We start from the raw sequence: 24,651 nt of genomic DNA, 5'->3' as shown, positions 1-24,651 counted from the left end.
TCGTCGGCTGTACAGCGGTCCTGCCCGCCTCGGAACGACTCGCAGTACGGCTCACCGACCACGCCGTCGAACGTCGAACTGTGTGCGGTCATCGCCGATTTCGGCGAGTAGCCGGCACCGGTCAGCACGGCGGGACCCGGGAAGTTCGTGGTGAGCTCAGGGCCGGGGCGGGGCCGACCCTCACGGCTCGAAGCGGCGTACCGTCCCGTCGTCGGTCACCAGCGTCAGGACGATTCCCAGGTCCCGCGCTGCCGTGCCCGCGGCAATCTCGGTGAGAAGGTCGTCGCGGTCCGCCCAGCGGCGCAGCAGTCGGTAGCGCTGTGCGAGCGTCAAGGTCAGGTCGCCGAGCGGGAGCGCGCCGGTCAGCGCCGCGAACGCGGCCTGGTCGGGTGTCGGGGTCACACCCACCGCGGCGAGGTCGTCGAGCGACACCCTCGTGTGCGCCGGACCAGCCCAGTCGGCGGCGGCCAGACGTGGCACCCTCGTCGCGGCGTCCGGGGCCGCGAGCCGGAACTCGGTCCAGCGGTGCAGCGCGTCGGACGGGTCCGGTCCCCCGAGAAGACCCCCGAGTCCCGGTCGGCCGAACGGGTCGGATCCCTTCTTCTTCAAGGCGTCGACCAGCGCGGACGGCAACCAGTCGCCGCCGCCTGCGGGCTGACGCAGCATCATGGGCAAGGACGCGAAAGCGGACCGGTTTTCGGTGTCTCCGGGCTTCGGCTCGGGAGCCTTGGTGGCGCTCGACTTCACCTGGTCCGGGGCGACTTGGACGCCGACACGGTCGGTGAAGAGTGCGGCGACGTTGTCCAGCCAGCCGGCCGCGACCACGGGGTCGACGTCCGGCCGTACCGACTTGCTCATGTAGCGGCCGGACTTGTCGTTCACGGTCCACGACCGCAGGCTCTCGCTCCAGCGGAACTCGCCCGACACCCGGCTCGCGCCGGGCCGCGTACGACCGCCCTCCTCGAACACGGCGGCGATGCCGGTGTGCCCGAGGCCGTCGATCTCCGCCCGCAGCGACTCCACCGTCACCTCGGGGCGTCGGGTGCGGACACCGGCGAGCAGTGCGTCGAACCGGTCCTGCGCCATCACCTGCGAAGGGACCTCGCTGCCGAGCAGCACACGGCCGTCGTCGGTCACCGTGTACAGCCACACCGCGTCGCGGTTGCCGGTGATGAGCAGGTCGGGGTCCATCTCTTCGAGAGGGATCCACAGCGGGTTCGTCCGTACGTCGCCCGCGTCGTCGCGCTCCTCGTCCTTCACGCGCTTCGGCATCACGGGGTCACCGAAACCGGCGGTGAGGTCACCGCTCGGACCGGGCCGCGGGGCCGTCGGCAGCAACGTCTCGTAGTGGTCGACGCCGTTGTAAGCGACGTACACGGTAGGCCCGTTGGCGTCCTCGGAGAGACGGTGCAGGATGGATCCGCCGCGGCCGTCGGGCTGGACGACGACGAGGTCGATGCCCAGCGACTGGGTGAGCAGCAGGGGTACGTCGTCGTAGAAGGGCGTGTGCCACAGTTCGGGCGAGCGGATCGCGCGGTCGACCAACCCACGCTCCCCCAGCGTGACGGTCTGCGCCGGGGTGGCGGGCACGACGGTCGGCAGGTGGCTGCGGATCTCCCGCCACAGCGCCCGCGACCGCGACGTTGCGGGGCCGTGCAGGGTACGCAGGACCAGTTGGCGCACGTTGTTCGCGTGCGCCTGGTCGGTCAGCGCGCGGCTTCGGGCGTTCGCCACCGGACCCGTGACGTTCTCCAGCCCCTCGGCCTTCAACTGCGCCTGGATTCCCGCCTGTTGCGCGGAGGTCAGCGGGATGTTCCTGCGCAGGCCCAGCTGCGCGAGCGGGGGCTGAAGGCTGCGCAGGTCCGGGTACCTGTCGTGGACGATCGTCTCCAACGGGTCCCGCGTGGCGTGCTGTTGGGCGGCGGCGGACGTCCCGTACCAGGCGGCGGTGTCGTTGCGCAGATCGGTGACCGTCATCGTGCGTACGGTTCTGCCCCGCACGGTGTGGCCGGGATGCTGGGCGCCGATGCCGGCGATGATGGCGGTGAACAGGCAGTTGCCGTCGGGGCGGACGTTCTGGAGGGTCATCTGTCGGCCGTCCACGCGGACGGTCCGGCCGGGCGGCGGCTGCTTGTCGCCGACGGACTTGGCCTGCGTGTCCGACTTGGCCTGTGTCTCCGAGTCGGCCTTGTCCTTGCTCTGCGTCTCCTTGGTCGTCGTCTCCTTGCCCTGGCTCTCCTTGCTCTTCGTGTCCTGGTCGCCCTTGGCTCCCTTGTCGTCGCTGCCCTTGCCTTTCGTGTCCTCGGCGTCCTTGTCCCCCGGCAGCTCAGCACCCCGAACGGGCGGCGCCGGCACCGGTGTTGAGGACCGGGGACGGGCGGACAGGTAGCTGTCACCGCGCCGGTAGACGGTCACCTGCCGGAGCGGGCCAGCCGTCGGATCGGCGGAGCCCGGGAAGAACCGGTAACTGCCGTCCTCCCCCACGACCGTGATGTCCACCCCGAGGGAACGCGCCGTCAGATCCGCGGCGAGGTCCGCCGTCGCGTCGTCCCAACGGCGGGCCCGCTGCACGTGCAGCCGTACGAGACTCTGCCGCTGGGCGGGGGTGAGGGCGGTGAGCAGGGCGTCGGGCAGCCGGCCGCCGTGCTCCTCGACGGTGCCGGACAGAGCGGGATCGCGCCGGAAGTGCTCGCCGAGCCTGCTGGTCAGTTCGGCCATACGGAACACCGCTTGCGGGTCGAGTGCCACGTCCCGGGGCATGTCGACGCTCCGGGCCACGCGACCGGCCAGTCCGGCGCGTCGGGTCTCCGACACCGCCGTCGGCCCGTCGCGATCCCCGACACCGAGGATCGCCGTGAAGAACCCGTTGCCGTCGCCGTCCGGTTCGTGCAGGTCGTAGACCCAGCTCCGGCCGTCGGGATCGGTGGCGGTGAGGGTGCGGTGGTCCTGGGCCGCGTCGAAGCGGCGCAGCGCCGGGTCCGGGGTGCCGTCCGTCTCCCACGGCGGGCGGCTGAACGCGGGGCGCAGGTCGGCGTTGCCTGCCGCCTCGTCCTGCTCCCCACCGTTCTTCTTCTCGCCGTCCTTCTTGTCGCCGTCCCTGTCGCTGGTCTTCTTCTCGGCGTCCTTCTTCTCCGCGTCCGTGTCGCTGGTCTTCTTCTCCGCGTCCTTCTTCTCCGCGTCCTTGTCACTGGCCGTCTTGTCGGTCGTCTCGGTGGTCTTCTTCTCCGTCTCCGGTGCCTTCGCGGTGCCCGGTGCCGGTGGGGACCGGAAGACGACCTCGTCCGGTTCCGGGGTGGTGCCGAGCTGGGCGCGTCCCGCCGGTGTGGCCGCGAGTTGGTGCCAGCGGGTCAGGCGGTCGGCTGCTTCCCGGACGCGTGCGTACTCGTCGGCGAGCGCCTCGGCGAAGGCACGTCGTTCGCCCAACTCCGCTGTGAAGGCGTCCAGTTGGCCGAGTGCCGTGTCGCGGGCCGTACGGGCGGTGGTGACCTCGTCCTCGGCCGCCCGCAGCAGGGCCGTCACACGGTCGTGTGCGGCGTCGCGCTCCGCGTCGTGGAGTTCCGCCCAGCCGTCGTGCGCGGGTTCCGCGCCGTCGTTCTCCTGTTCCACACGGGCGAGTTCGCCCCGTGCGGCGATCACCTGGGGCAGGGTCTCGGGGTCGCGGGCGGTGAGGGTGGTCAGCAGGGTCTCGGCGTCCGTGAGCGCGGTCTCGCGGCGCGGGCCCTCGTCGCGGCGCAGCTCCCAGTACTTCTTGTCGGCGGCCGTCCACTCCTTGTCGGCCTTGGTGACCGCGTCCCACGCCTTGGCGGCCACCGGCGGGAACCCCTCGTCCGCTACGAGGCCCAGTTCACGTGCGACGTCCTCGCGGACCCAGGCCAGGACGGTGGTCTCGGTCTCGCGTGCCTGCGGCGCGCGCTGCGGGTTGCCGAAGGGGCTGCGCATCGCCCGCACCGGCGCGGAGTCCTTGACGTGGTGGTGGACCGCGGCGACGCTCAGCCAGGTCGTGGGGATGGCGAACAGGAACGTACGGGTGGTGTTCGGCTTGACGTTCACCGACGCGAGGCGGTCGCCGGCCGAGGCGAGGGTGTCGGACTCGGTCGAGACGTCGCCCGGTCCCGAGGCGCCCATCTGGTTGGTGCCGGTGGCGGAGGACGACGTGGCGGGACCGCCGCCGATCGACGACTCGGTCTGCCCGACGCGCCCGGCGCTCGCGCCACCGCCCTGCACATGGCGCTTGGGTGCCTCGTGCTTCATGCCGTCGGTGACGGCGAGCAGCCGCGCCTGCCGGAACCGCGGCCGGGAGTAGAGCCGGAGGTCGGCGTCGGCGCCGCCGAAGAAGCCGCGTTCGGTCAGGCCGGCCACCTCGTAGCCGCCGGGGTCGAGGGTGCGGTCGTAGAAGGCGCTGAGGGCGCCGTTGCCGGTGCCGTCCTCCAGGTTCTGGGCGGGCCCGGTGCCGGCGCGGGTGAGCGGGGTGTCCTGGGCGCGGGCGATCAGGTCGTCGTCGACCGTGTCGGTGAGCGGGAAGGACGTGTCGTAGGCGGAGGCGAGGACAAGGGAGTTGGCTGTGTGGAGCTGGTCGACGCCGACGATCCGGCGGACCTTGAAGCCGTCCGGCGGCATGGTGAACGGCTTCATGCTGTCGTCCGGGTGGAGCGTGTCGAGCCAGCCGCCGGGGCCGGTCGTGGCGGGCGGTGCGACGCGGCGGGAGGGGCCGGGGGCGTCGAGGGTGGCCGGGACCAGCGGGTCATCGCGTTCGGCGGTGGGGTCGACGGGGTCGGGGCGCATGAGGCTGAGTGGGTAGTGCTCGACGAGTTCTCCGACGTCGCCCTCGGAGCTGACGCGCAGCAGGCGTCGGCCGGAGACACCGCGCCAGGTGCGGTGCGCGGCCCGCTTCACCCGGGCGGAGGCGCCGGTGCCGGTCCTCGGCTCGCGGGTGTCGCTGACCTCCAGGGTGAGCCGCATCCGGTAGCGGGTGACGTACTCGGCGTGTCCCTGGGTCGTCGTCGCGGTGGCGATCCGCACGCTGCCCTCGGACTGGTTCTGGGCGGTGGTCTGCTGGGTGGAGCCGACCTCCGCGTACGTCGGCCCGGCCATCCGCACGGTGTCGTTGCCGGTGTGGGCGCCCTGGGCGACGGTGGTGCCGACGCTGGCGCCGGAGGCGCGACCGCGGCCCTCCTGCGTGGTCTCCACCGCGTGCCGGTGCTCCTCGAACTCCACGCTGTGGCCGAGGCCGCCGAAGCCGCTGCCGTCCGGTGCGGGCCTGCCGACGGGCACCTTCACCGGGATCAGCTCGGCGCGCGCCCGTACCTTGCGACTGCCGATCCACAGGTTGGCGGAGGACGAGCCCCAACGGCCCACGCGGGCGGGCACGGAGGAGCTGCCGCCCGTCATCTCCTTGCCGAGGGCGCGCACGACACGTTCCGACATCAGCCGGTGCACCGTGTCCCGGTCGCTGGACGTCAGCCCGAGCGGCCTCAACTGCCGGTCGAAGTCGTTGAGTACGGCCGCGGTGTCGAGCGCGGTGAGCGGGAAACTGCCGAACGGATGGTCCAGGAGCCAGGGTTGGGGCGACCACCGGCGCCGGGTGTAGAGCGGTACGTCGCCCCAGCGGTCCCGGAGCAGTCCCATCCGGTAGGCGCTCTTCTCCGGGACGTGCCCGACCCAGCCGTCGTTGACGAGGACCCGCCGTCCGGACGCGCCGGCGAGCCAACGGGGCAGCCGCCGTACGCCCGTCGCGCGTTCACCGACGAGGGTGGAGGTGGCGGCGATCTCGTGGTCGACGTCGGCGGTGACGAGTACCTGGCGGCCCTGGTCCTTGCGGTTGATCTCGGCGAGCGCGGTCCGGGAGACGGCCCGGAAGCGGGACTTGTCGAGGCGGTAGGGGCTGGCGACGAGACCGTAGTTGCCGGTGGTCCCGGTACCGGTGTCGTGCGAGTGGAGGTAGACGAGCTGGCCGCCGAAGAACAGCGTGCTGGTGCTGGTGGTGCGTCCCGAGGCCTGGGTGGCACCGCCGACGGTCGTCTCCGCCTCGATCGGGATGGCGCCCGTCACGGCGGTGAGGCTCCCGGGGCGCAGGCGGCTGCGGTGGGCGAGGACGGAGGAGCGGTCCAGGTAGGGGGCCTTCGCCCACAGCCCGGAGGCGCGCCAGCCGGTCGGGGCGGACGACTGGTCGAAGTTCGCGGTCAGGAACTGGCTCTGGAACACGCGCAGTGCCGCGTCGTGGACGGGGGCGCCCTGGTGGGTCAGCATCCAGGAGTTGCCCGACGACTCCTTGAGGACGTCCTCGGCGGCCCGGCCGAGGGCAGGGTCCGCGACGACCGCGAGGGTCAGGTACGGGTGGCGCCGGTACTCCTCGCGGCCCCGACGCCCTGCCCGCTCGAACAGGCCGCGGGTGGCGAGCGCCAGGTCCCGTGCGGTCTGCGCGGTGCTCGCGAGGGGCACTCCGTGCAGGGGGTGGTGCGGGCGTGCGGTGTCGCGGGCGGGCGTGTGCTCGACGGGCACGCCGAGCAGCACCCGTCCGACGGAAGGTCCCTTGGCGCCCGGCGTCGGCGCACCGGTCGGGCCGATGAGGTTCTTCTCCCGCTCGGTGAAGACGAACGGCCGCGTGCCGAGCAGGTTGAGGAAGAGGACACCGCGCAGCAGGCCGCGGAACCGGCGGAAGCCGCCGCGCCGTGCGGTGAGGGTGACCTCGTAGCTGTAAAGGTGGGTGCCCTTGGTGCCGATCGACATGGCCTCGTGCGTGGCGGCGGCCCCGTAACCGCTCTCCGAGTCGGTACGGCCGCCCCAGCGCACGCCCAGGGAACCGGTGCCCGCGTGCAGTGGGCCGCCCGCGCTGTCGGTCGTCGCGTCCCGCAGCGACAGCAGCCCCTCCGCGCCGATGTGCGCGCCGCGCGCGCTGTTCTGCCGCCCGCCGAGGTTCTCGCTGCCGGGTGCGCTGAACCGCAGCCGCAGGTCCTTCTGCGTGCCCTCGAAACGCCGGTCGGTCAGGGCGGCGTCCACCCACACGTAGCGGTGCGCGCGGGTGGCTCGGCGGGAGTCGACCAGGGAGATCCGCAGCCCCGAGGTCATCATCGTCTCCAGGTTGCCCGCCATGCTGTGGAAGGCGAGGGTGTTGAGCACCTCCAGGGTGTTGGAGACCGCCATCTGGAAGTGGTCGGCGTTGCGCCAGCGGGGATGGGCGGGATCGAGTTCGGACAGGGGCGCGACGAGGTCCGGATAGGCGCGCGCGACCTCTTCGAGGACCTGGTCGCCGAAGTGGTCGAGGAACGTGCGGTCCTCGCCGTCGATGTCCCGTACGTAGGAGCCGTCGGCGAACGTGAACTCCTCGACCCTGCTCATGCCGAGGGTGGCCGGCGAGTCCTGCGTGAGGTACGGCGGCACCCTGGGCGGCGTGCCCGGCGCGGGGCTCGCCTCCCCGGCGAGGCGGCGTGCCTCGGTGCGGGTGAGCCGTTCCACGGCCCATGTCTGGAACGTACGGGTCCGCGGTGCCTCGCTCCAGGTCCGCGGGGGGTTCTTGCGCAGCTTGCCGGGTGTCGAGCTCGCGTCGTCGCGCCTGCGGTCGGGCAGCGGTGCCTTGGTGTCGGGCGGTGCGGTGACCGTGACGGTCTTCTGGACCAGGTAGAGGCCCGTGGGGTCGCCCTTCGCCTGCCCGGCCGACTTCACGGCGCCGGTTCCGCCCGTGACGGAGGCGCGGTTGCGGGAGGCGCCGTAGCGGAAGTTGAGACCGGCGAGGAGCCGCAGGTCGAACTTGCCGTGGTCGATGCCCAGAAGCTGGAAGGCGGGGCCGAGGGCACCGCCGATGTCGACGCCCGAGGACCTGCCGGTGGTGCGCTCGTTGCGGACCGTCGTCTGGGAGATGTCCCGGAGTTCGGCGGCGGTGGTCTCGCTGATGAGGACGGCCTCGCCGGGCTGTACCCGGACCGAGAAGACACCGAGCGGTTCGCGCCCCGCGTCGTCCTTGAACAGCGGCGGTGACGTGACCGTCCCGGCCGCCATGACCCGGCTCATGCGGTGGAACCCGTCGGTGGAGAAGAACGAGTTGATCTGCTTGCCGGCCATGCTGTCGGTGTCGGTGCCGATCTGCTGGAGCGCCCAGTCCCGGATGTGTGCGACGGGGCCGAAGCTCTCCGTGTTCATCATGCGGTAGTTGGAGCCGCGGTCGAGCCGCATCCGCGGGGGCAGCCGGTCGGCGGGGGGCTTGGGCCGGGTGAGGCTGTCGGCGATGCGCACGAACAGCCCGTCCCTGACGGCGAAACCGAAGGCGACCTGACCACGCGTGCCGGACGTGGACCGGATCGCCTTGCCGGTCCGGTCCACGGGGCGTCCGGCCGGATCGGTGACCTTGAACTCGTACCAGACGTCGTCGAGATGGGCGTGCGAGCCGTCGGTCGTGCGGGTCTCGTTCTGGTTCACGACGAGGTTCTGCAGGTTGTACTCGACCCGCTTGGTCCAGGAGAACTGCGCGAAGACCCGTCCCCAGGGCGCGAACAGCGTCTTCACCGGTCCGAGCGGTGCGGTGGGCGCGAGGGACGCCGACGTGCTGTTCACGGCGACCCGGCCGGTGAGGGCGGTGTTGCGCTGCATCGTGTCGATCTTCACGGGGTTGGCGTAGCCGAAGGTGAACCTCTCCCACTGCCCGTACGGTCGGGCCGTGACCGTGAGAACCCGCGACTTGCCGTCCACCGTGCGGTAGTTGAACTGCTGTCCGTCGCCGAAGAAGCCGCTCGGGTTGTGGACGAGGGTGTGTCGTACGTCGTCGAGGAGCCCGTCGCCGGCGCGGTTGCCGCCGGGGCGCGCGGGACGGGGGCGGACGCCGGGCGGCTGCCGGAGGTTGAGGTCGAGCTGCTCGACCACGCGGTCGGCGCCGCGCAGGACACGGTCCCCCTGGCCCAGGGCGTAGGACCGGCGCAGCAGGTTCCGCGGCAGCCCGCGCAGCAACCCGCCGATGCCGCCCATGTAGACGGGCAGTTGGGCACCGTCGGTGAACGACGCGGGTCCGCCGCCGCTGTACGGCGCGGGGGGCAGGTCGAGGTCGACCCGCGGCGGGCGACGGGAGTCCAGGTCGTGCACCACCCAGGTCGGCCCCGGCGTGGCGGGCTTCTTGACCGGCGGGGCGGTGAATCTGGCCTCGGTGTCCTCGTCGATGGGTTCGAGCAGGGGGGTACGGCCGTTCGGCGGGGCGCCCTTGCGGGGCGGGCGCTGCCGACGGGGCTTCTCCGGCGGGTCGTCCGGACCGCGCGGAGATACCGAAGTCGACCTGTCGTCCCCGGACTTGAGCCGCCCGTCGAACGGCATCTCCGTGATCGTGGTCGTCGCGTCGGTCGTCGAGTCGGTCGTGGTGGACGGCGTCGCGACGAGGGGGGTCCCGCCGCTCACGGTGACCACTGGCTGCGGAACGTCGGAGGACTCCCCGGGCTTGGGGGCACCGCCCCGCAACCGCTGCGGCAGCCCGAGGCCCCTGCGGAGACCGTCGGCGAGCGAGGTCGCCTCCGCACGCGTCCCGCCCGCGGCGAGCAGGTCGGCGACCTGACGTACCGCGCTTCGGTACGACTCGATCGCGTGCCGCGAGTCCGCGAGCACGGGATGCAGTTCCAGGGGCAGCACGAGCACGGTGGCGGTGTCCCACGACTGGCGTGCGGTGTCAGGAGCCGACCCTGGCGTGTTCAGCGCGAAGTCCGTGAACGCGTCGTCCCACAGACGCCTGCTGGCCGTGGCGGCGGCGGTGTCGAGGTGCCCGGACCACGGACCGGGTCCCAGCATCAGCGCCTTGGCCTGCTGCAAGGGGGTGAGTCCGGCCTCCCGCAGGGACAGTCTGCCGCCCGCCATGACTGCCTGGGTCCGCTGCTCGACGGTGAGGGCTGTTCCGGTGGCGGACAGGTCGGCTACGTCCACGTCGGCATCGCCGGTCGGGAGACCGGCGGCGGAGAAGTCGTGGGGCAGGTCGTCCTCGGTCAACTGCGAGGCGATCCAGTGGCGTTGGGTGTCGGAGCGGTTCACCACGGGGACGATGGCGGAGGGCTGCGCCGAGGCGTCGGAGCCGAGGTCCAGCGCGGCGTCGGCGTGAGAACGCGGCGCCTCGCCCAATGCGCGCAGCCGCGTCTCCGTCCGCGAGAGGTCCGCCTGCGCCTGCCGCACCCTGTCGTCCGCGTCGTGCAGCGCGGTGACGTCGCGGCTCGTTCCCTCGCCGGCCTCGACCCGCACGCGGAGCCGTTCGGCGGTGTCGACCGCGTGCCGCAACGACCGTACGGCGTCGGCGTGGTCGTCGTGGGCCGCGCCTACGAGCGGGGCGGGGTGGGTGCCGGGGTCTGGTCCCGGGGCGTCCGTTGTTGGTGGGGCCAGTGCTTTTCCCTTGCCGGTGCCGCTATCCGTTCCGGTGTCCGTCGTCGGGGTGCGGGTCGGAGTCGGGGCTCGGACAGGGTGCGGGGTCGGATCGCCGCTGCCCGTGTCGTTGCTCGAACTCCCCTGCTCGGGAACGTTGTTGTGGGTGACGGCGGATGGGACGGTGGGCCCGATGGTGGGCGGGTCGATCCGCGTCGTTCCGACCGGCTCAATCTCCGGGGTGTTCAAGTCGTGCGTCAGCGGCGGAGGTTCGGTGCCGTTGCCGTTGCCGTTGCTTCCGTGCGTGGCGACGGGCGCTGCGGGAGTGACACTGTCACCGGTGACGGACGGCGGGGCGGACGGCGTGACCGTCACGGGGCCTGTCGACGGCGTGGACGCCCCAACCTCCGGCGGAATGACCGGCGTTGAAGACCCCACCACAGGTGGAACGACCGGGACGGACGTGTGGGGCGGTGGGTCGATGACATGGACCGGGGGCGCCTTCGTAGGTGTACCGGTGTCCGTGTCGATGTGGTTGCCGGTGTCCGCGTCCACGGGCGTGTGCGGGCCGCTTCCCGCACCGGACTTGGTGTCGCCGCTCTTGCCCGGGCCGGAGTTCTGACCGATGTGGGCGGCGTCTCCGGTGCCGGTGCCGGTATCGGAGACCGATGTGGAGATCGTCGGCGGGTTTCCGAAGGTTCTGAGCCAGTCGGCACTGTTGGTGACCGCGTGCTCCGCTCCCGCCTCGAACCGCTCGCTCAGGCCCGACCCGACGAACGTCTGCCAACTGGGCGTGAAGTCACCGAAGAACGCGCCCATCACGAGGGACTCGGCCAACGTCTCCGAAGCGCCGTCCGCGATGAACTCGCCGCTCTGATCGAGCCCCTTGCCGAAGAGGCTCTCGTCACCGTGGGGAGTGGGGGTGGGAGTGGGCGTGGGCGTGGGAACGGAGGTCGATTTGGGGACGTGGGCCCCGGGTCTCGGCGTGGGACCGGGCTTCGGCCTGTTCTTCAGGTTCAGGTCGGTGGTGTTCGGCTTCGGTGCCTTCGGCCCGACCAGGTTGATGTCGTCGAACTTCTTCCCCAGGTCACCGATGTTCTTGAGGTTGTTCGTGACGTTCTTCATCGTCTTCGCGAAGATCGGCGCGAGGAACCCCGCGACGGCGCCGAACGCGGCGCTGAGACCGATGTCGCCCCAGTCGATCGACTTCGGCCGTTGCCCCTTGGGGGCGCCCGTCATCATGGCCAGCCGGACCGCGAGCGTCATGAAGGCCTCCTCGGCGGCCTCCAGGAAGCTGGGCAACAGGTGCGTGCGGCGCGAGAGTTCGAGCAGGACCTCCAGGATGAACACGCGGCTGCGGGCACGTGCCACCGCCGCCTGGCTGGCGCTGGCGCCGCCGGTGAAGAACGACATCACCGCGAGGATCGCGAGTTCGATGAACAGGCGGACCAGTTCGGCGATGATGTTCCACTTCGCCTCGCGGATCTGCATGGCGATGCCGACCTGGTTCTTGGTCACCTTGTCCAGGTCGGCCTCGAACTGGTCGAGATAGGGCAGTACTTGGTTGATCGCCCCGATGAACTGGTCGGCGGTTCCCTTGGGGAGTCCCTCCCCCACGGCCAGTACCGCTTGTTTCGCCCGTGACTTGAGCGCGCCGACGTGCTGGCGGAGCTGGTCGAACGACTGGCTGGTGTCGTAGGCGTGGTCCTCGTTGGCCTCCAGGAACTTTTCCCCGATGAGGATGAAGAACAGCCAGTTGAGCTTGGGCGGGACGACGATGGCCACGTTACGGCCGGCTCCCGGTCCGCCCTTGTTGTTCGTGGATGGCGTCGAGGATCCCGCCCTGGTTGCCGCGGATCGAGCGCAGGTTGTCGAGCGTGCCGTCGCCCACGGCCGAGATGCCCGCGGCGATGGCGTCGATGGTGGCGAGGACGGAGTCGCGGGTCTGGACGAACTCCTGCCTGAGCTGCTGCCCGTAGCTGTCGTCGCCGGTCCAGCTGGTGTCGGCCAGGGCGGCATGGGCGGACGCGCCGACCTCGTCGGCATACCTGCCGAGGTCCTCGATGACACGGGTGCCACCGATGATGGCCGCCGGGTTCGATGTGTAGGACGGGCCGGTCATCGGGTGCCTCCGTCTTCCTCGTCGTCGGCGATCTCGTCGTGCAGCCGATTGCGTGCGGCGGATCTGGCGGATCTGCTCCGGGCGGGGGCGGACGGGCCGGCGAACCGGGCCCAGTCGATGTCGAGTCCGGCAAGTTCGGGCACCTGCGGGCCGGGGGTGTCGAGCGGCCGTAAGTGGCGGGCCGCCTCGCGTCGTGCCTGCGCGCGGCCCGTTTCGACCGCCTCGATGATCGCCGCGCCCAGTTCCGCGCTCGACATCTCACGGAACTTGTCACCCAGGAACCGCAGGTCGCTCAGTTCGCCCCGGGGTCCGACGGTGACCTCGACGGAACCGTCCTCGGAGACCGTGGCCGAGGAGAAGCCGGCCATGTCGGCCTCCGCGCGTGCCGCGTCCCGCTCGGCTGCCGCCAGTTCGACCCTGGCCCGGGCGAGGCGTCGCTCCAGCTGCTCCTCGTAGCCGTCCGGGCCGGACTCGGGCTCCTGGGTCATCCGGTCTCCATCTTCCTCGTACTCCACTCACCGGAGGTGGCCGCAGCGCGTACCGGCGAGGGCCACGTCGGCAGCACGGACACGTACCGGCGGCGGTCACGTCGGCGCGCACCGGAGGTCCCGTCCGTACGCACCCGGGGGCCCGTATCACTCGCCCTGGGACAGGACGCGCGCGGCTCGGGCCCGCAGACGTCCGATCATGGCCGGGCTGGTTGACGTCCGCCCCAACGGCACATGACGTGCAAGGGATGAAGATCCGTATCCGCATTGACTTCGCCTGTACCAGGGCGACTTGAAGTGGCGGCGCGACCGCGGAGGGAGACCCGGCGACGGCCCGACCGTGGGGACAGGATGGCCTTGCCGTTCTTCGGGCGGGGTCCTCGTCCCTCACAGGTCCACGTGCACGCCCCAGCCACGTTCGAGCGCCACGTCATAGGCGACCCGGACCGCCGCGACGTCGAGGGCGGCGTGGCCGGTGGACTTGAAGACGGTGAGGGCGTCGGGGTTACCGCCCCGGCCCGGATGGCCGCCGTCGAGGACGGACCCGAGGAGGGTCACCGTCCTGCCGGGGGCGAGGTTCTGGAGTTCGTGGGCGCCCGCCGGTGGTGGCGCGGTGGCCGCGCCGGTCCACTCGGCGAACAGGACCGCGTCCCGGACGGTGCCGGGGTCCAGTTCGGGCCCCTGGGAACCGCCGACCGACGAGACATGGACGCCGGGACCGAGCCACTCGCGTCGGACGACGGGGGCGGTGGCGCCGGTACAGCAGAACACCACATCGGCCTCGCGTACCGCCTCCTCGACTCCGGCGGCGACCCGCGCGCCGGGATACAACGAGGCCGCCGCGCCGGCCCGTACCGGATCGCGGCCGGCCACCGTCACCTCGGCCTCCGGCCGCACCGTCGCGAGCAGCGCCAACTGGGCGCGGGCCTGGGCACCTGTCCCCACCACCGCCACCCGGCCTAGACCGGGGCGGACGGCCAGGGCCAGCGCGCTACGGGTGGCGACCGCCGCCGTGCGGACCTCGGTCAGCGACTCGCCGTCCACGAGCGCCAGTGCCCGCCCGTCGTGTTCGTCGAACAGTGCCACCAGTCCCCGGTGGAATCCGCGTCCGGGGTGCCGCGGATCGGCGGTCACGGTCACCAGCTTCGCCGCCAGCCCGAGCCCGGGGACGTAGCCGGGCATCGCGCCCAGCAGGCCGGTCGGGGTCAGTGCGGCGATCCGCGGCGGGACGGAGACCTCGTCGCGGGCGACGGAGACCAGGGCCCGGCCCACCGCGTCGAGGACGGCGTCGGGTCGCAGGGCGGCGGCCGTCTGCCGACGGTCCAGCACCAGCAGGCCGCTCACCGGCCGGCCTCCGCCGTACCGGCGGTCAGGGCCGTCCCCAGCTCGTCCGCCGCCGCGCGCAACTCCCGCTCCACTGAGGCCAGTTCCGGCCCGTCGAACTCGGCGTCCGGTCCCACGACCGTCAGTGCGCACACCGGGGCCCCGGGGTCGGGCACCACCGCCCGGCTGACGGAGGCCACCAGCTTGTCGTTACGACCGCGCTCCACGGCGACACCGGTCCGTTCCACCTCGGCCAACTCCCGTGCCACGTCGGCGGCTTCATCGCCGAGTCCGGCCAACCACCGTGTCCTCGCGTCCGGTTCGAGGGCGGCGACCAGGGCCAGCGGCCCGGCGAACCGTCGTACCGGCAGCAGTTCGCCCCGCAAGTGGCTGATCATGGCGAGCCGTTCGGGCCTGACCACGTCGATCACCCGGGCGCCGCCCTCCTCCAGCACCTGGAGGTTGACCATCATCGAGGTCGCGGCGGACAGCCGTTCCAGCACCGGACGGGCCAGTGCGGTCAGTGAGTTGCCCGCGGCCGAGGCCGACATCCGGAGCACGGCGGCACCGGGCAGATAACGGTCACCGGCCCGCAGCACCCAGCCCCGTCGGACCAGGTCCAGCAGGATCCGGTAGGCGGTGGCACGGTGCAGGCCCACCTCGGCGGCGAGATCGGTCAGCCGCACCGGGTGCGGTGCGCGCGAGACGGCCTCGACCAGGTCCAGCGCCTTGTCGACGGCGGACCTGGGCGGCGCCGGGGTACGGGGAGCGACGGGCATGGCAGCGGTTCTTCCCTTTCGTCCACGGTGCGGCCACGGACCACGGCGTCCGGGCGTGACGGCCTGTCCGGTTCGGGTCCTTGCGGTGATCCACCGGTCACGGAGTACAGTATCCGCGTTTTCATCACACGATACAGATGTTACATAGAGCGTAACAACACTGAATCTCGCGGACTGAAGGTGACCATGACCGATCTGCCCCCGGGTGCCCCGACCCCCTGGGCCGCACCGCCCTCCGGAACCGTCACGGTCTACCGCGGCGCCACCCTCTTCGACGGCACCGGCGACCGGCCCCGGGCGGACACCACGATCGTCACGGACGGCGCCCGGATCCATACCGTCGTCGCCGACGGCGATCCGTTGCCCCCGCTCGCCGCCGACGCGCCGTGCGTCGACCTCGACGGCAGGTTCGTGGTCCCCGGCCTGATCGACACCCACCAGCACCTGGCCACCCCGCCCGACCGGCCCGTCGCCGAGGCGGTGCTCCGGCGTCTGGTGCACAGCGGGGTCACCGCCGTCCGTGACATGGCCGACGACCTGCGGCAGATCGGCGACCTCGCCCGGGCCACCCTGGTCGGCGAGATCCCCGGACCCGACATCCGTTACGCGGCGCTCATGGCCGGACCGTCCTTCTTCGACGACCCGCGCACCCACGAGGTCTCCCGGGGCGCCACGCCCGGTGCCGTCCCCTGGATGCAGGCCGTCACCCCCGACACCGACCTCACCGTCGCCGTCGCCCTGGCCCGTGGTACCCACGCGGCCGCGATCAAGGTCTACGCCGACCTGGACGCCGCGACCGTCGCCGCCGTCACCGCCGAGGCGCACCGCCAGGGCATCGCCGTCTGGGCGCACGCCACCGTCTTCCCGGCCGCGCCCGGCGAGGTGGTCGCCGCGGGCGTGGACAGCGTCTCCCATGTCACCCTGCTCGCCTTCGAGAACCCCACCGAGCCGCTGAGCAGCTACAAGACCAAGCCTCCCGTGGACCACGACCGTTTCGCCGCGGGCGACGACCCGCGACTGGCCGCGCTCTTCGCCGAGATGCGCCGCCGGGGCACCGTCCTCGACGCCACCGCGTCCCTGTGGACCAGCGACGAACTCCGGGGCGACACCGCCGAATCCGCCGAACGAGCCCGCCGCAACACCGAGTTGGCCGCCACCCTCACCGCCCAGGCACACCGCGCCGGAGTCGGCGTCTGCACCGGCACGGATTTCGAGACCGACCCGGACGACCCGTTCCCCGCGCTCTACGGCGAACTCGCGTTCCTCGTCGACCGTTGCGGCATGTCCGCCGCCGACGTCCTGCGCTCGGCGACCCTGGTCGGCGCCAGGGCCGCCGGCACCGAGGCGGACATGGGCAGCGTCGAAGCCGGAAAGCTCGCGAACTTCGCCGTCCTGGACGAGGACCCGCTCTGGGACATCGCCAACCTGCGCTCCATCACCCTCACCGTGAAACGCGGCCGCCGCTTCGACCGCGCCGACTTCGACAAGGACACCCCGTGACCAGAGCCGCCCACCCGATGATCGTCAACGCGCTGGGGCAGCTCGACAACCCCAACACACCCGCCGCCCAGGCCGCCGCCACGCAGCTCAACCCCGACAGCGCCCAACTCGCGGTCGACGCAAGGGCGATCGCCGAGGCCCGCGCCTCCGGCCTGACCGCCGTCAACATCACCCTCGGCTACACCATGGGCGACCTCCCGCCGTACGAACACACGCTGGACGAGATCGCGGTCTGGGACGGCATCATCGGCGCACACCCGGCCGACCTGCTCAAGGTCCGTACGGCCGACGACATCCGGCGCGCCCACCGCGAGCGGCGGATCGGCGTCATCTACGGCTTCCAGAACGCCGTCGCCGTCGGTGCGGACCCCGCCCTCGTCGACAGCCGCGTCGCCGGGTTCGCGGAGGCGGGCGTACGGGTCGTCCAGCTCACCTACAACCAGGCCAACCACCTCGGCGACGGCTCCATGGCCACCGCCAACCGGGGCCTGACCCCGTTCGGCCACCAGGTCGTCGAGGCCCTCAACGACCACCACCTGATGGTCGATCTCTCGCACAGCGGGGAGAACACCTGCCTGGACGCGGCTCGGCACTCCCGGCAGCCCGTGTCGATCAACCACACCGGGTGCCGTGCCCTGGCCGACCTCCCGCGCAACAAGACGGACGAGGAACTCCGCCTGGTCGCCGAACGGGGCGGGTTCGTCGGCATCTACTTCATGCCGTTCCTCAATCCGACCGGCCACGCCACCGCCACCGACGTCGTGGACCACATCGCGCACGCGGTCGACGTCTGCGGCGAGGACCACGTCGGCATCGGCACCGACGGCAGCGTCACCGCCGTGGACGACCTCGACGCCTATCGGGCGGCTCTCGCCGAACACGTCGCCGCCAGGCACGCGGCCGGCGTCGGCGCCGCGGGCGAACGGGCCGACACCTACCCCTTCGTCGTGGACCTGCGGGGCGTCGACCAGTTCCGCGACCTGATCCGCCTCCTGGAGAAGCGCGGCTACCGCTCCGGACGCATCGAGAAGATCCTCGGCCGCAACTTCCTCGACTACGCCGACCGCGTCTGGACGCCCTGAGAGTCCGCGCCCACGTTCTCGGTCATGCACAGCGGGTTCTCGTGGCGCACGCCGATCACGCCGGGATGAAGCCCGGCCACCAGGGCGGGACGTTGCCCGGGCAGTACGGGTCGGGGTAGGAGTCCGGCATCCCGAGCCACGTGACGAGGAACCAGCTGAACCACAAGGTGAGGATGAGCCCCGTCATCAGGGCTGCCCTGCGATGACGTCTTCCGAGGGTGCTGTGCAGGATCACCCACGGAACCGTGGTGGCGATCCATATGGGAGGCGCAAGAAACAGCAAGGTCAGGCCGTTGGCTCCTGCGTTGACGCCGACGTCACAAGTAGCCCATGCCCGCCCGATCGCGGCAATGGTCACCGCTGTGGTCAGGCCACCGAAGAGGACACCGAAACCGATTCCGGTGAACCGGCGGCCCGGAGGACTCGACAGCTCCGCTCCCACGATCGTCTCCCCCGCCTCGCCCTGGTCGCGGAGAGTACCAACGCACTGGAGCAGCCCGGCGTTTCAACGACTTCCCCCGCGACGCTCAGGGGAAGCGCACGGTGAGAACGAGTCCGCCCTCGGGACCGGGGCGCGCCGTCAGCGTGGCGTGGTGTGCCTCGGCGATGGAGGCGGCGATGGACAGCCCCAGGCCGTGGCCGGTGGTGGCGGTGCGGTCCGCGTCGAGGCGGCGGAAGGGTTCGAACAGGCCGGGGATCCGTTGGGCGGACACGTGGGGGCCCGTGTTGGTCACCGTGACGGTCGCCGTGTCGAGCCGTACGCGGACGGTGCCGTCGGGGTGGTTGTACTGGATGGCGTTGCGGATCAGGTTCATCAGCAGGTGGCGCAGCAGGACGGGGTCTCCGGGAACGACCGGCCGCGTGTCGGCACTCAGGTCGAGGTGCACACCGTTCTGGGCTGCCTGCAGGGAGAGTTCGGCCGTCACCAGCCGGGCTACTTCCGCCAGATCCACGCTTTCGGTCGCGTCCGGCCCTCGGTCGCTCCGGGCCAGCAGCAGGAGCGCGTTGATCAGCTGCTCGGCTTCCCGGTTGGTGGTGAGCAGGTCCTCACGCACCTCGGCGAGGCCCTCGGGGAGCGGATCGGCGAGGCCGACCTGGAGGGTGGCGCGCTGGGCGGCGAGAGGCGTCTTGAGTTCGTGGGAGGCGTTGGCGACGAAACGGCGTTGGCTCTCGAAGGCCTTCTCCAGCCGGTCGAGCATGGTGTCGAAGGTGTCGGCGAGGCGGAGCAGTTCGTCGTCGGGGCCGCTGAGCGCCAGGCGCTGATGCAGGTTCTGTTCGCTGATGCGGCGGGCGGCTTCGGTCATGGAGGCGACGGGACGCAGGGCCCGTCCCGCGAGCCACCGGCCGAGCAGTCCGGCCAGCAACGCCATGACGAGGAGACCGACGGCGGACCAGAGCACCATCTGCCGCAGCGCGGTGTTCTGTACGGCCCGCACGGTCTGGTCGATCTTCTTGATCATGGCGCTGTCGCTCTGGGGCGAGGAGAGGGGATCCGGCCGAGTGCGGTGCGACGGCGCGAAGGACGTCGTAGGACTGCTCGGCACATCGGCGTAGGTGATCGACAGTCCCTGGACCTGTTGATCCGTTCCGTAGCGCGCGAGCAGCACCACGAAAGCGAGCAGGGCCGTGCCGGCGAGCAGGAAGAGTCCGGAGAAGGCTGCGGCCAGGCGACTGCGGAAGGGCAGTCCGCTCAACAGGGCCCGCGGGTTCAGTCGCACAGCCGGTACCCCTCCCCCGTGTCGGCGGCGATCAGGCCCGGGTCGCCGAGCTTGCCGCGCAACCGGCTGACGGTGGCGCGAACCGCGCTGGTGCGCGGGTCGAGGTGCTCGTCCCAGACGGTGCGGACCAGCTCGTCGTGCGCCACCGGCGCACCGCCGGACACGAGCAGCAGGTGCAGGACCGCGAACTCCTTCGGAGTCAGTTCCAGCGGGCGGCCGTCCACGGACACTTCGCGTCGCGCCTTGTCCAGGGAGATGCTCCCGAAGCACAGCAGGGCGGAGGGCGGCTTCGATGCGCGACGGCTCAAGGCGCGTACACGGGCTACGAGTTCGGCGAAGTCGAAGGGCTTGGCGAGGTAGTCGTCGGCGCCGAGCTCGGTGAGGCCGTGGATCCTGTCGGTGAGTTCACCGGCCGCGGTCAGCATGATGATCCGCGGTGGGTCCTGGAGTTCGCGCAGCCGTCTGCACACCTCGTCACCGCTCATGACAGGCAGATCGCGGTCGAGGATCAGTACGTCGTAGGCGGTGAGCAGACACATCCGCTCGGCCGCGTCGCCGGTGGCGGCGACGTCGACGGCCATGGCCTGGCGGCGCAGACCGGTGGCGATGGTGCGGGCGAGCACACGGTGGTCCTCGGCAACCAGAACTCTCATGTCCTCATGAAACCAAGGTCACGATCGCAGCCGGATAAGGACAGGGAGCGGGGCCTGCCCTTATGCCGCTGTAACACGCTTATCCTGCTGCGAACGGCGAGCTGCTTCTGTCTGCGGCATGAACTTCGTCAAGCGCGCCGGGATGAGCCTTGGTGCCAGAAAGTCCAGGACCGCGGCCCTGCTGGCGATCTTCGTCGTCATCTGCGTCCTGCTCCTCGGCGGCTTCCTGCTGAAGGCCGCCGCGGCCCGCCAGGAGGCCGACGCGCAACGCACCGTCGGCGTCGACGTCACGGTCAGGGAGAAGGGGTTCACTCCGGCCCTGGCCGACCGGCTCGGCGCCTCGGACCTGGTGCACCGCTACAACCCGGAGCTGCCGGTGGGAGCCGGTGCGCGAGGCTTCACACCGCTGACGTCGAAGGCGCCGCGGCCGGGCGGCGGCGGAGCCGGGAAGAAGAAGCTCGGGGCGGACAAGGATCCGCTGTCCGTGAACGGCGTCCGCGACTCGGACCTTCTGCTGCCCTTCTCGTACGGCTCGACGAAGATCACGGCGGGCCGTGGCATCACCCCCGCGGACGCGGGCCACGACGTCGCGCTGATCGAACAGCGCCTGGCCGACAGGAACCACCTCAAGGCCGGCGACACCATCCGGGTGCGGTCCCAGGACGGCGGACGCACGGTGCCGCTCACGGTCGTCGGTGTCTTCCAGGACCCGACTCCGGATCCGACGAGTTGGGCGCGTCCGCACGAACTGCCCGGCAACACGCTGTACGTGCCGGTGCGCGCCGCGCAGCGGCTCACCACCGGCACCGCAACCCTCAGCGAGACAGTGTTCAAGATCGGCTCACCGGACCGTGCCGAGCAGCTGCACGCCGAGGCCGAACGGCTCCTGGGCAAGGGCGGGTTCGACTTCCGCGTCAACGACAAGGCGTACCGCGACCAGGTCCGCCCGATCCAGCGGGTCGGCACCTTCGCCGGCCTGATCGTCTGGGTGATCGCCCTCGCCGGGGCACTGATCCTCGGGCTCGTCGTGGCGCTGCAGATCCGCGAGCGGCGCGCCGAACTCGGGGTGCTGCTCTCGATGGGCGAGAGGAAGTGGAAGCTCGTCGGCCAGCACGCCGTGGAGGTGGCGGCCGTCGCGCTGCCCGCCGTAGCGCTCGCCGCCGTGGCCGGCTCACTCGCCGGACAGCACGTGGGCGACACGTTTCTCGGCCGCCAGACCGGCAAGCCGCTCGCGGCGGCCGGGGCACGGGGCGCCGAGATCGCCCCGGTCGTGGTCCGGGTCGAGCCGGCCGCCATCGGCAAGGTCGCCGGCATCGGGCTCGGCATCTCCCTGGTCTCCACCGTCGTCCCGGGCATCGGGATCCTCCGCCTGCATCCCCGCTCCATCCTCACCGACCCCGAATAGCCGTGCCGTTCACCGCATTTCCATCCACCGACAGGGACCGAGAGAGCGATACCCATGAACTTCGTCAAACGCGCCGGGCTCAGCCTGTGGGCCCGCAAGGGCCGCACCCTGATCGCCCTCGCCACCTTTCTCGTCATCTCCGTGATGGTGCTGGCGGGCGTCCTGATCAACGACGCGACGGCCCAGGCCGAGCAGAAGGCCGAACGCTCCGTGGGCGCGGAGATCACCATGGAGATGGACATGGGCCGGTTGGGCGGTGGCGGTGGCATGCGGGCGCCGAGCATCGACGCCGCGACCGTGGACAAAATCGGTGCGCTGCCCCAGGTCCAGAAGTACACCTACTCGATGTGGGACCGCGCCTTCCTCAAGGGCAGGTACAAGCTGGTCGACGGCGGGCCGAAGACCCAGACCATGGGCCCCGGCGCCACTTCGGCCACGGGTGTGCTCGACTCCTCGCTGCTGCCCGATTTCCGCAGCGGCAAGTTCACCCTCCTGTCCGGCCGGCACCTCACGGCCGCCGACCGGGACAAGAAGAAGCTCCTGATCGAGGAGCGTTTGGCCAGCAAGAACGGTCTCAAGGTCGGGGACACGATCCCTCTGACGTCGAACGACGAGAAGACGACGGTCGGCTTCACGGTGGCCGGCATCTACCGCGACCCGCGCCCCAGCACCGAACCGGAGCCCGAGAACTTCCTCAGCCCGGCCAACCTGCTGTACGGCACCGTGGGTGGTGTCTCCGCACTTGAGTCCGGAGGCAAGGGAACGCTCCAGGTGGGCAAGGCGAGCTTCCTCCTCCAGGACGCCGACGAACAGAGCGCGTTCAAGGACAAGGCGAAGCAGGTCGCGGGTTCGGCGCTCGACGGTTTCAAGCTCGACGCGAACGACAAGGCCGTCCAGCAGATGACGGGCCCGCTCAAGAGCATCCGCTCCACGGCCACCGTGGCCATGTGGCTCATGGGCGTCGCCGGCGCGGCCGTCCTGGCCCTCCTGGTCAATCTCGCGGTCAAGCAGCGCCGCAGGGAGTACGGCGTCCTGCTGGCCATGGGCGAGAAGAAGACCAAGCTCATCACCCAGCAGGCCCTGGAGATCGTTGTGGTCGCCGCCGTCGCCATCGGCGTCAGCTCACTCTTCGCCCCGGCCCTGACCCAGAGCGCCGGACAGTCGCTGCTCGGCAGGGAAGCCTCGGCCGCCGAGAAGAAACTGAACTCCTGGCAGCCCCCGGCCCCCGGCAGCACCGGTCTCGATCAGGGCATCGACCCGAACGACAAGCCCGTGGAGAACGCCGATCCCATCAGCAGGATCACGGTGGCACTCGATCCGGCGGACCTCGCCACGGTCGGTTTCGTCGGCCTCGGCATCGCCCTGCTCGCCACCGCCATCCCGGCAAGCGCCGTGCTGCGGCTGAGCCCCCGCACCATCCTCACGAAAGGCAAGTGACCCGCCATGACCACCCCCACCGCCACCCCGCCCGTGCTGCGCCTCACCGACGTCAGCCACACGTACTCCAGCCAGCGCCGCAGGACCACCGTGCTCAAGAGCATCGACTACGACTTCGAGCGCAGCACCTTCTACACCATCCTGGGACCCTCCGGCAGCGGCAAGACCACTCTGCTCAGCCTCGCCAGCGGCCTCGACACCCCCACGAAGGGCGCCATCAGGTTCGACGGCCGCGACCTCACCGCACTCGGCCTCGGGCGCTACCGCAACCAGCACGCCGCCACGATCTTCCAGCAGTACAACCTCCTCACCTACATGACCGCCCTCCAGAACGTCACCTGCGCCATGGAGATCACCGGCACCAAACCCGCCACCGGCAGCCGCAGGAGCCGTGCCCTGCTCCTGCTGGAAGCGATCGGCCTGGACAAGGCGACGGCGACCCGCAACGTGATGCAGCTCTCCGGCGGCCAGCAGCAGCGTGTCGCCATCGCCCGCGCCCTGGCCTGCGACGTGGACATCCTCTTCGCCGACGAACCCACCGGGAACCTCGACGAGGACACGGCCCAGGGCATCATCGACACCTTCCGCGAGCTCGCCCACGAACAGGGAAAGTGCGTCATCGTCGTCACCCACTCCCAGCAACTGGCCACGCAGTCCGACCGCGTCCTCCATCTGCGCAAGGGCAGGCTCACGGAACAGCGGAACGCCTCATGACGCCGCGTCCGCTGCCGCCAGGTCGATGGACTGATGCAGGAAATCGGCGCCGGACCGGGTCCTCAGCCCACGGACGGGACCTGCGTGCGGTCCCGCACGATGATCTTGCCGGTGTTCCCGCCGCGCAACATCCCCAGGAACGCGTCCACGATGTGCTCGAACCCGTCGACGACCGTCTCGTCCGGAGCGAGCCGGCCGCTCTGCAGATGCGGTACCGCGAAGTCGTACAACTCGTCCTGCACGTCACGGTAGTTGCTCACCAGGAAGCCCTCCATGCGGAGGCTCTTCTCCACGATGTCCGCGTGGTCGAACCGTGGCGGCGACGCGTCGGGGTTGTTGTACTGACTGATCGTTCCGATGCGGACGACGCGTCCGAATTCGCGCAACTCTCCTATCGCCGCCGCCAGTTGCTCGCCGCCGACGTTGTCGACGAACACGTCGATGCCGTCCGGCGCGGCCTTGCGGAGCAGGTCGGCGGCCGGCCCCTCGTGGTAATCGAAGACGGCGTCGTAGCCGACCACGCGCGTGAGATGGTCCGCCTTCGCCGCAGAACCGGCGCTGCCCACCAGCCGTCCGGCGCCGAGCAGCCGGGCGAACCGTCCGGTCGCGGTACCGACCCCGCCCGCGGCGGCCGACACGAACAGGTCCTCGCCCTCCTGGAGCCGGGCGATCCTGGTCAGGCCCACATAGGCGGTCAGGCCGGTTCCGCCGAGGATGCTCAGGTAGGCGGTCAGCGGTACTCCGTCGAAGCGGGGCAGGTGCCGGATCTCCTCGGGGGTGACCACCGCGTGCGTGCGCCAGCCGCGTCGGTGGAACACGATCTCGCCCTCGGCCAGCCGGGGCGTGCGCGAGGCGATGATCCGCCCGATCGCGCGCCCCTCCAGCGGTGCGCCGAGCGTGAAGCCGTCGGGTACGTCGTCCATCATCTCGCGGTGGTAGGGGTCGACGGACCAGTAGAGGTTCTCCACAAGCGCGCTGCCTGCCGGCGGTTCGGGGAGCGCGGACTCGACGAAGGCGAAGTGCCCGGCGGTGGGGAATCCGTGCGGGCGGGCGGTCTGGTGCACGGTGAGCGCGGTCTCGTTCATGGCCGGACCGTAGGCCGGGAATGTGCCTGGT

General features: G+C 71.2%; 14 protein-coding genes. 5 read left to right on the top strand and 9 right to left on the bottom strand.

Features of this window, described 5'->3' with window-relative positions; translation table 11 throughout:
* Positions 1-180: 180 nt before the first annotated feature.
* The 5 genes from OG226_RS48765 to OG226_RS48745 form a co-directional block, all read right to left on the bottom strand.
* Positions 181-12,099: a WXG100-like domain-containing protein gene (locus OG226_RS48765; RefSeq protein WP_329352864.1), complete on the bottom strand. Its 11,919-nt coding sequence runs from the start codon at positions 12,097-12,099 to the stop codon at positions 181-183.
* A gap of 1 nt (position 12,100) precedes the next feature.
* Positions 12,101-12,436 (bottom strand): hypothetical protein, encoded by a 336-nt coding sequence (locus tag OG226_RS48760; RefSeq protein ID WP_328685963.1) that lies wholly within the window; start codon positions 12,434-12,436, stop codon positions 12,101-12,103.
* Entirely contained in the window at positions 12,433-12,924 is a 492-nt protein-coding gene (locus OG226_RS48755; protein ID WP_329352863.1) for a YbaB/EbfC family nucleoid-associated protein, read from the bottom strand. Before OG226_RS48755 ends, OG226_RS48760 begins: the two co-directional genes overlap by 4 nt.
* Before the next feature lie 387 nt (positions 12,925-13,311).
* Positions 13,312-14,268, bottom strand: coding sequence for an ornithine cyclodeaminase family protein (locus OG226_RS48750; RefSeq protein ID WP_329352862.1), 957 nt, complete (start codon positions 14,266-14,268; stop codon positions 13,312-13,314).
* Entirely contained in the window at positions 14,265-15,026 is a 762-nt protein-coding gene (locus OG226_RS48745; protein WP_328685960.1) for an IclR family transcriptional regulator, read from the bottom strand. Before OG226_RS48745 ends, OG226_RS48750 begins: the two co-directional genes overlap by 4 nt.
* A 186-nt stretch (positions 15,027-15,212) precedes the next feature.
* Between OG226_RS48745 and OG226_RS48740 the strand changes: the two genes are divergently transcribed.
* Both OG226_RS48740 and OG226_RS48735 read left to right on the top strand, forming a co-directional pair.
* A complete protein-coding gene (locus OG226_RS48740; RefSeq protein WP_329352861.1) occupies positions 15,213-16,526 on the top strand; it encodes an amidohydrolase family protein in 1,314 nt (437 codons plus the stop codon).
* Positions 16,523-17,608: a dipeptidase gene (locus OG226_RS48735; protein WP_329352860.1), complete on the top strand. Its 1,086-nt coding sequence runs from the start codon at positions 16,523-16,525 to the stop codon at positions 17,606-17,608. Before OG226_RS48740 ends, OG226_RS48735 begins: the two co-directional genes overlap by 4 nt.
* Positions 17,609-17,663: 55 nt before the next feature.
* On the opposite strand, the gene OG226_RS48730 is transcribed toward OG226_RS48735, so the two are convergent.
* The 3 genes from OG226_RS48730 to OG226_RS48720 form a co-directional block, all read right to left on the bottom strand.
* Positions 17,664-17,843, bottom strand: a complete 180-nt coding sequence (locus OG226_RS48730; RefSeq protein ID WP_329352859.1) for a hypothetical protein — start codon at positions 17,841-17,843, stop codon at positions 17,664-17,666.
* A 292-nt stretch (positions 17,844-18,135) separates the two neighbouring features.
* Positions 18,136-19,326, bottom strand: coding sequence for a sensor histidine kinase (locus OG226_RS48725; RefSeq protein WP_329352858.1), 1,191 nt, complete (start codon positions 19,324-19,326; stop codon positions 18,136-18,138).
* Positions 19,317-19,979, bottom strand: coding sequence for a response regulator transcription factor (locus tag OG226_RS48720; protein WP_329352857.1), 663 nt, complete (start codon positions 19,977-19,979; stop codon positions 19,317-19,319). The genes OG226_RS48725 and OG226_RS48720 overlap by 10 nt, the downstream gene beginning before the upstream one ends.
* Positions 19,980-20,097: 118 nt before the next feature.
* Between OG226_RS48720 and OG226_RS48715 the strand changes: the two genes are divergently transcribed.
* The 3 genes from OG226_RS48715 to OG226_RS48705 are packed head-to-tail and all read left to right on the top strand — an operon-like array spanning position 20,098 to position 23,535.
* Positions 20,098-21,384, top strand: a complete 1,287-nt coding sequence (locus OG226_RS48715) for an ABC transporter permease (RefSeq protein WP_329352856.1) — start codon at positions 20,098-20,100, stop codon at positions 21,382-21,384.
* Positions 21,385-21,438: 54 nt separating this feature from the next.
* Entirely contained in the window at positions 21,439-22,821 is a 1,383-nt protein-coding gene (locus OG226_RS48710) for an ABC transporter permease (RefSeq protein ID WP_329352855.1), read from the top strand.
* A 6-nt stretch (positions 22,822-22,827) separates the two neighbouring features.
* Positions 22,828-23,535, top strand: a complete 708-nt coding sequence (locus OG226_RS48705) for an ABC transporter ATP-binding protein (RefSeq protein WP_328685953.1) — start codon at positions 22,828-22,830, stop codon at positions 23,533-23,535.
* A gap of 62 nt (positions 23,536-23,597) precedes the next feature.
* Here the strand turns inward: OG226_RS48705 and OG226_RS48700 are convergent, their stop codons facing one another.
* Positions 23,598-24,620 (bottom strand): NADP-dependent oxidoreductase, encoded by a 1,023-nt coding sequence (locus tag OG226_RS48700; RefSeq protein WP_329352854.1) that lies wholly within the window; start codon positions 24,618-24,620, stop codon positions 23,598-23,600.
* Between the last annotated feature and the right edge of the window lie 31 nt (positions 24,621-24,651).

It is taken from the genome of Streptomyces sp. NBC_01261 (genome assembly GCF_036226385.1).
GTDB lineage: Bacteria > Actinomycetota > Actinomycetes > Streptomycetales > Streptomycetaceae > Streptomyces.
This window is presented reverse-complemented; position numbering and strand designations above follow the sequence as displayed.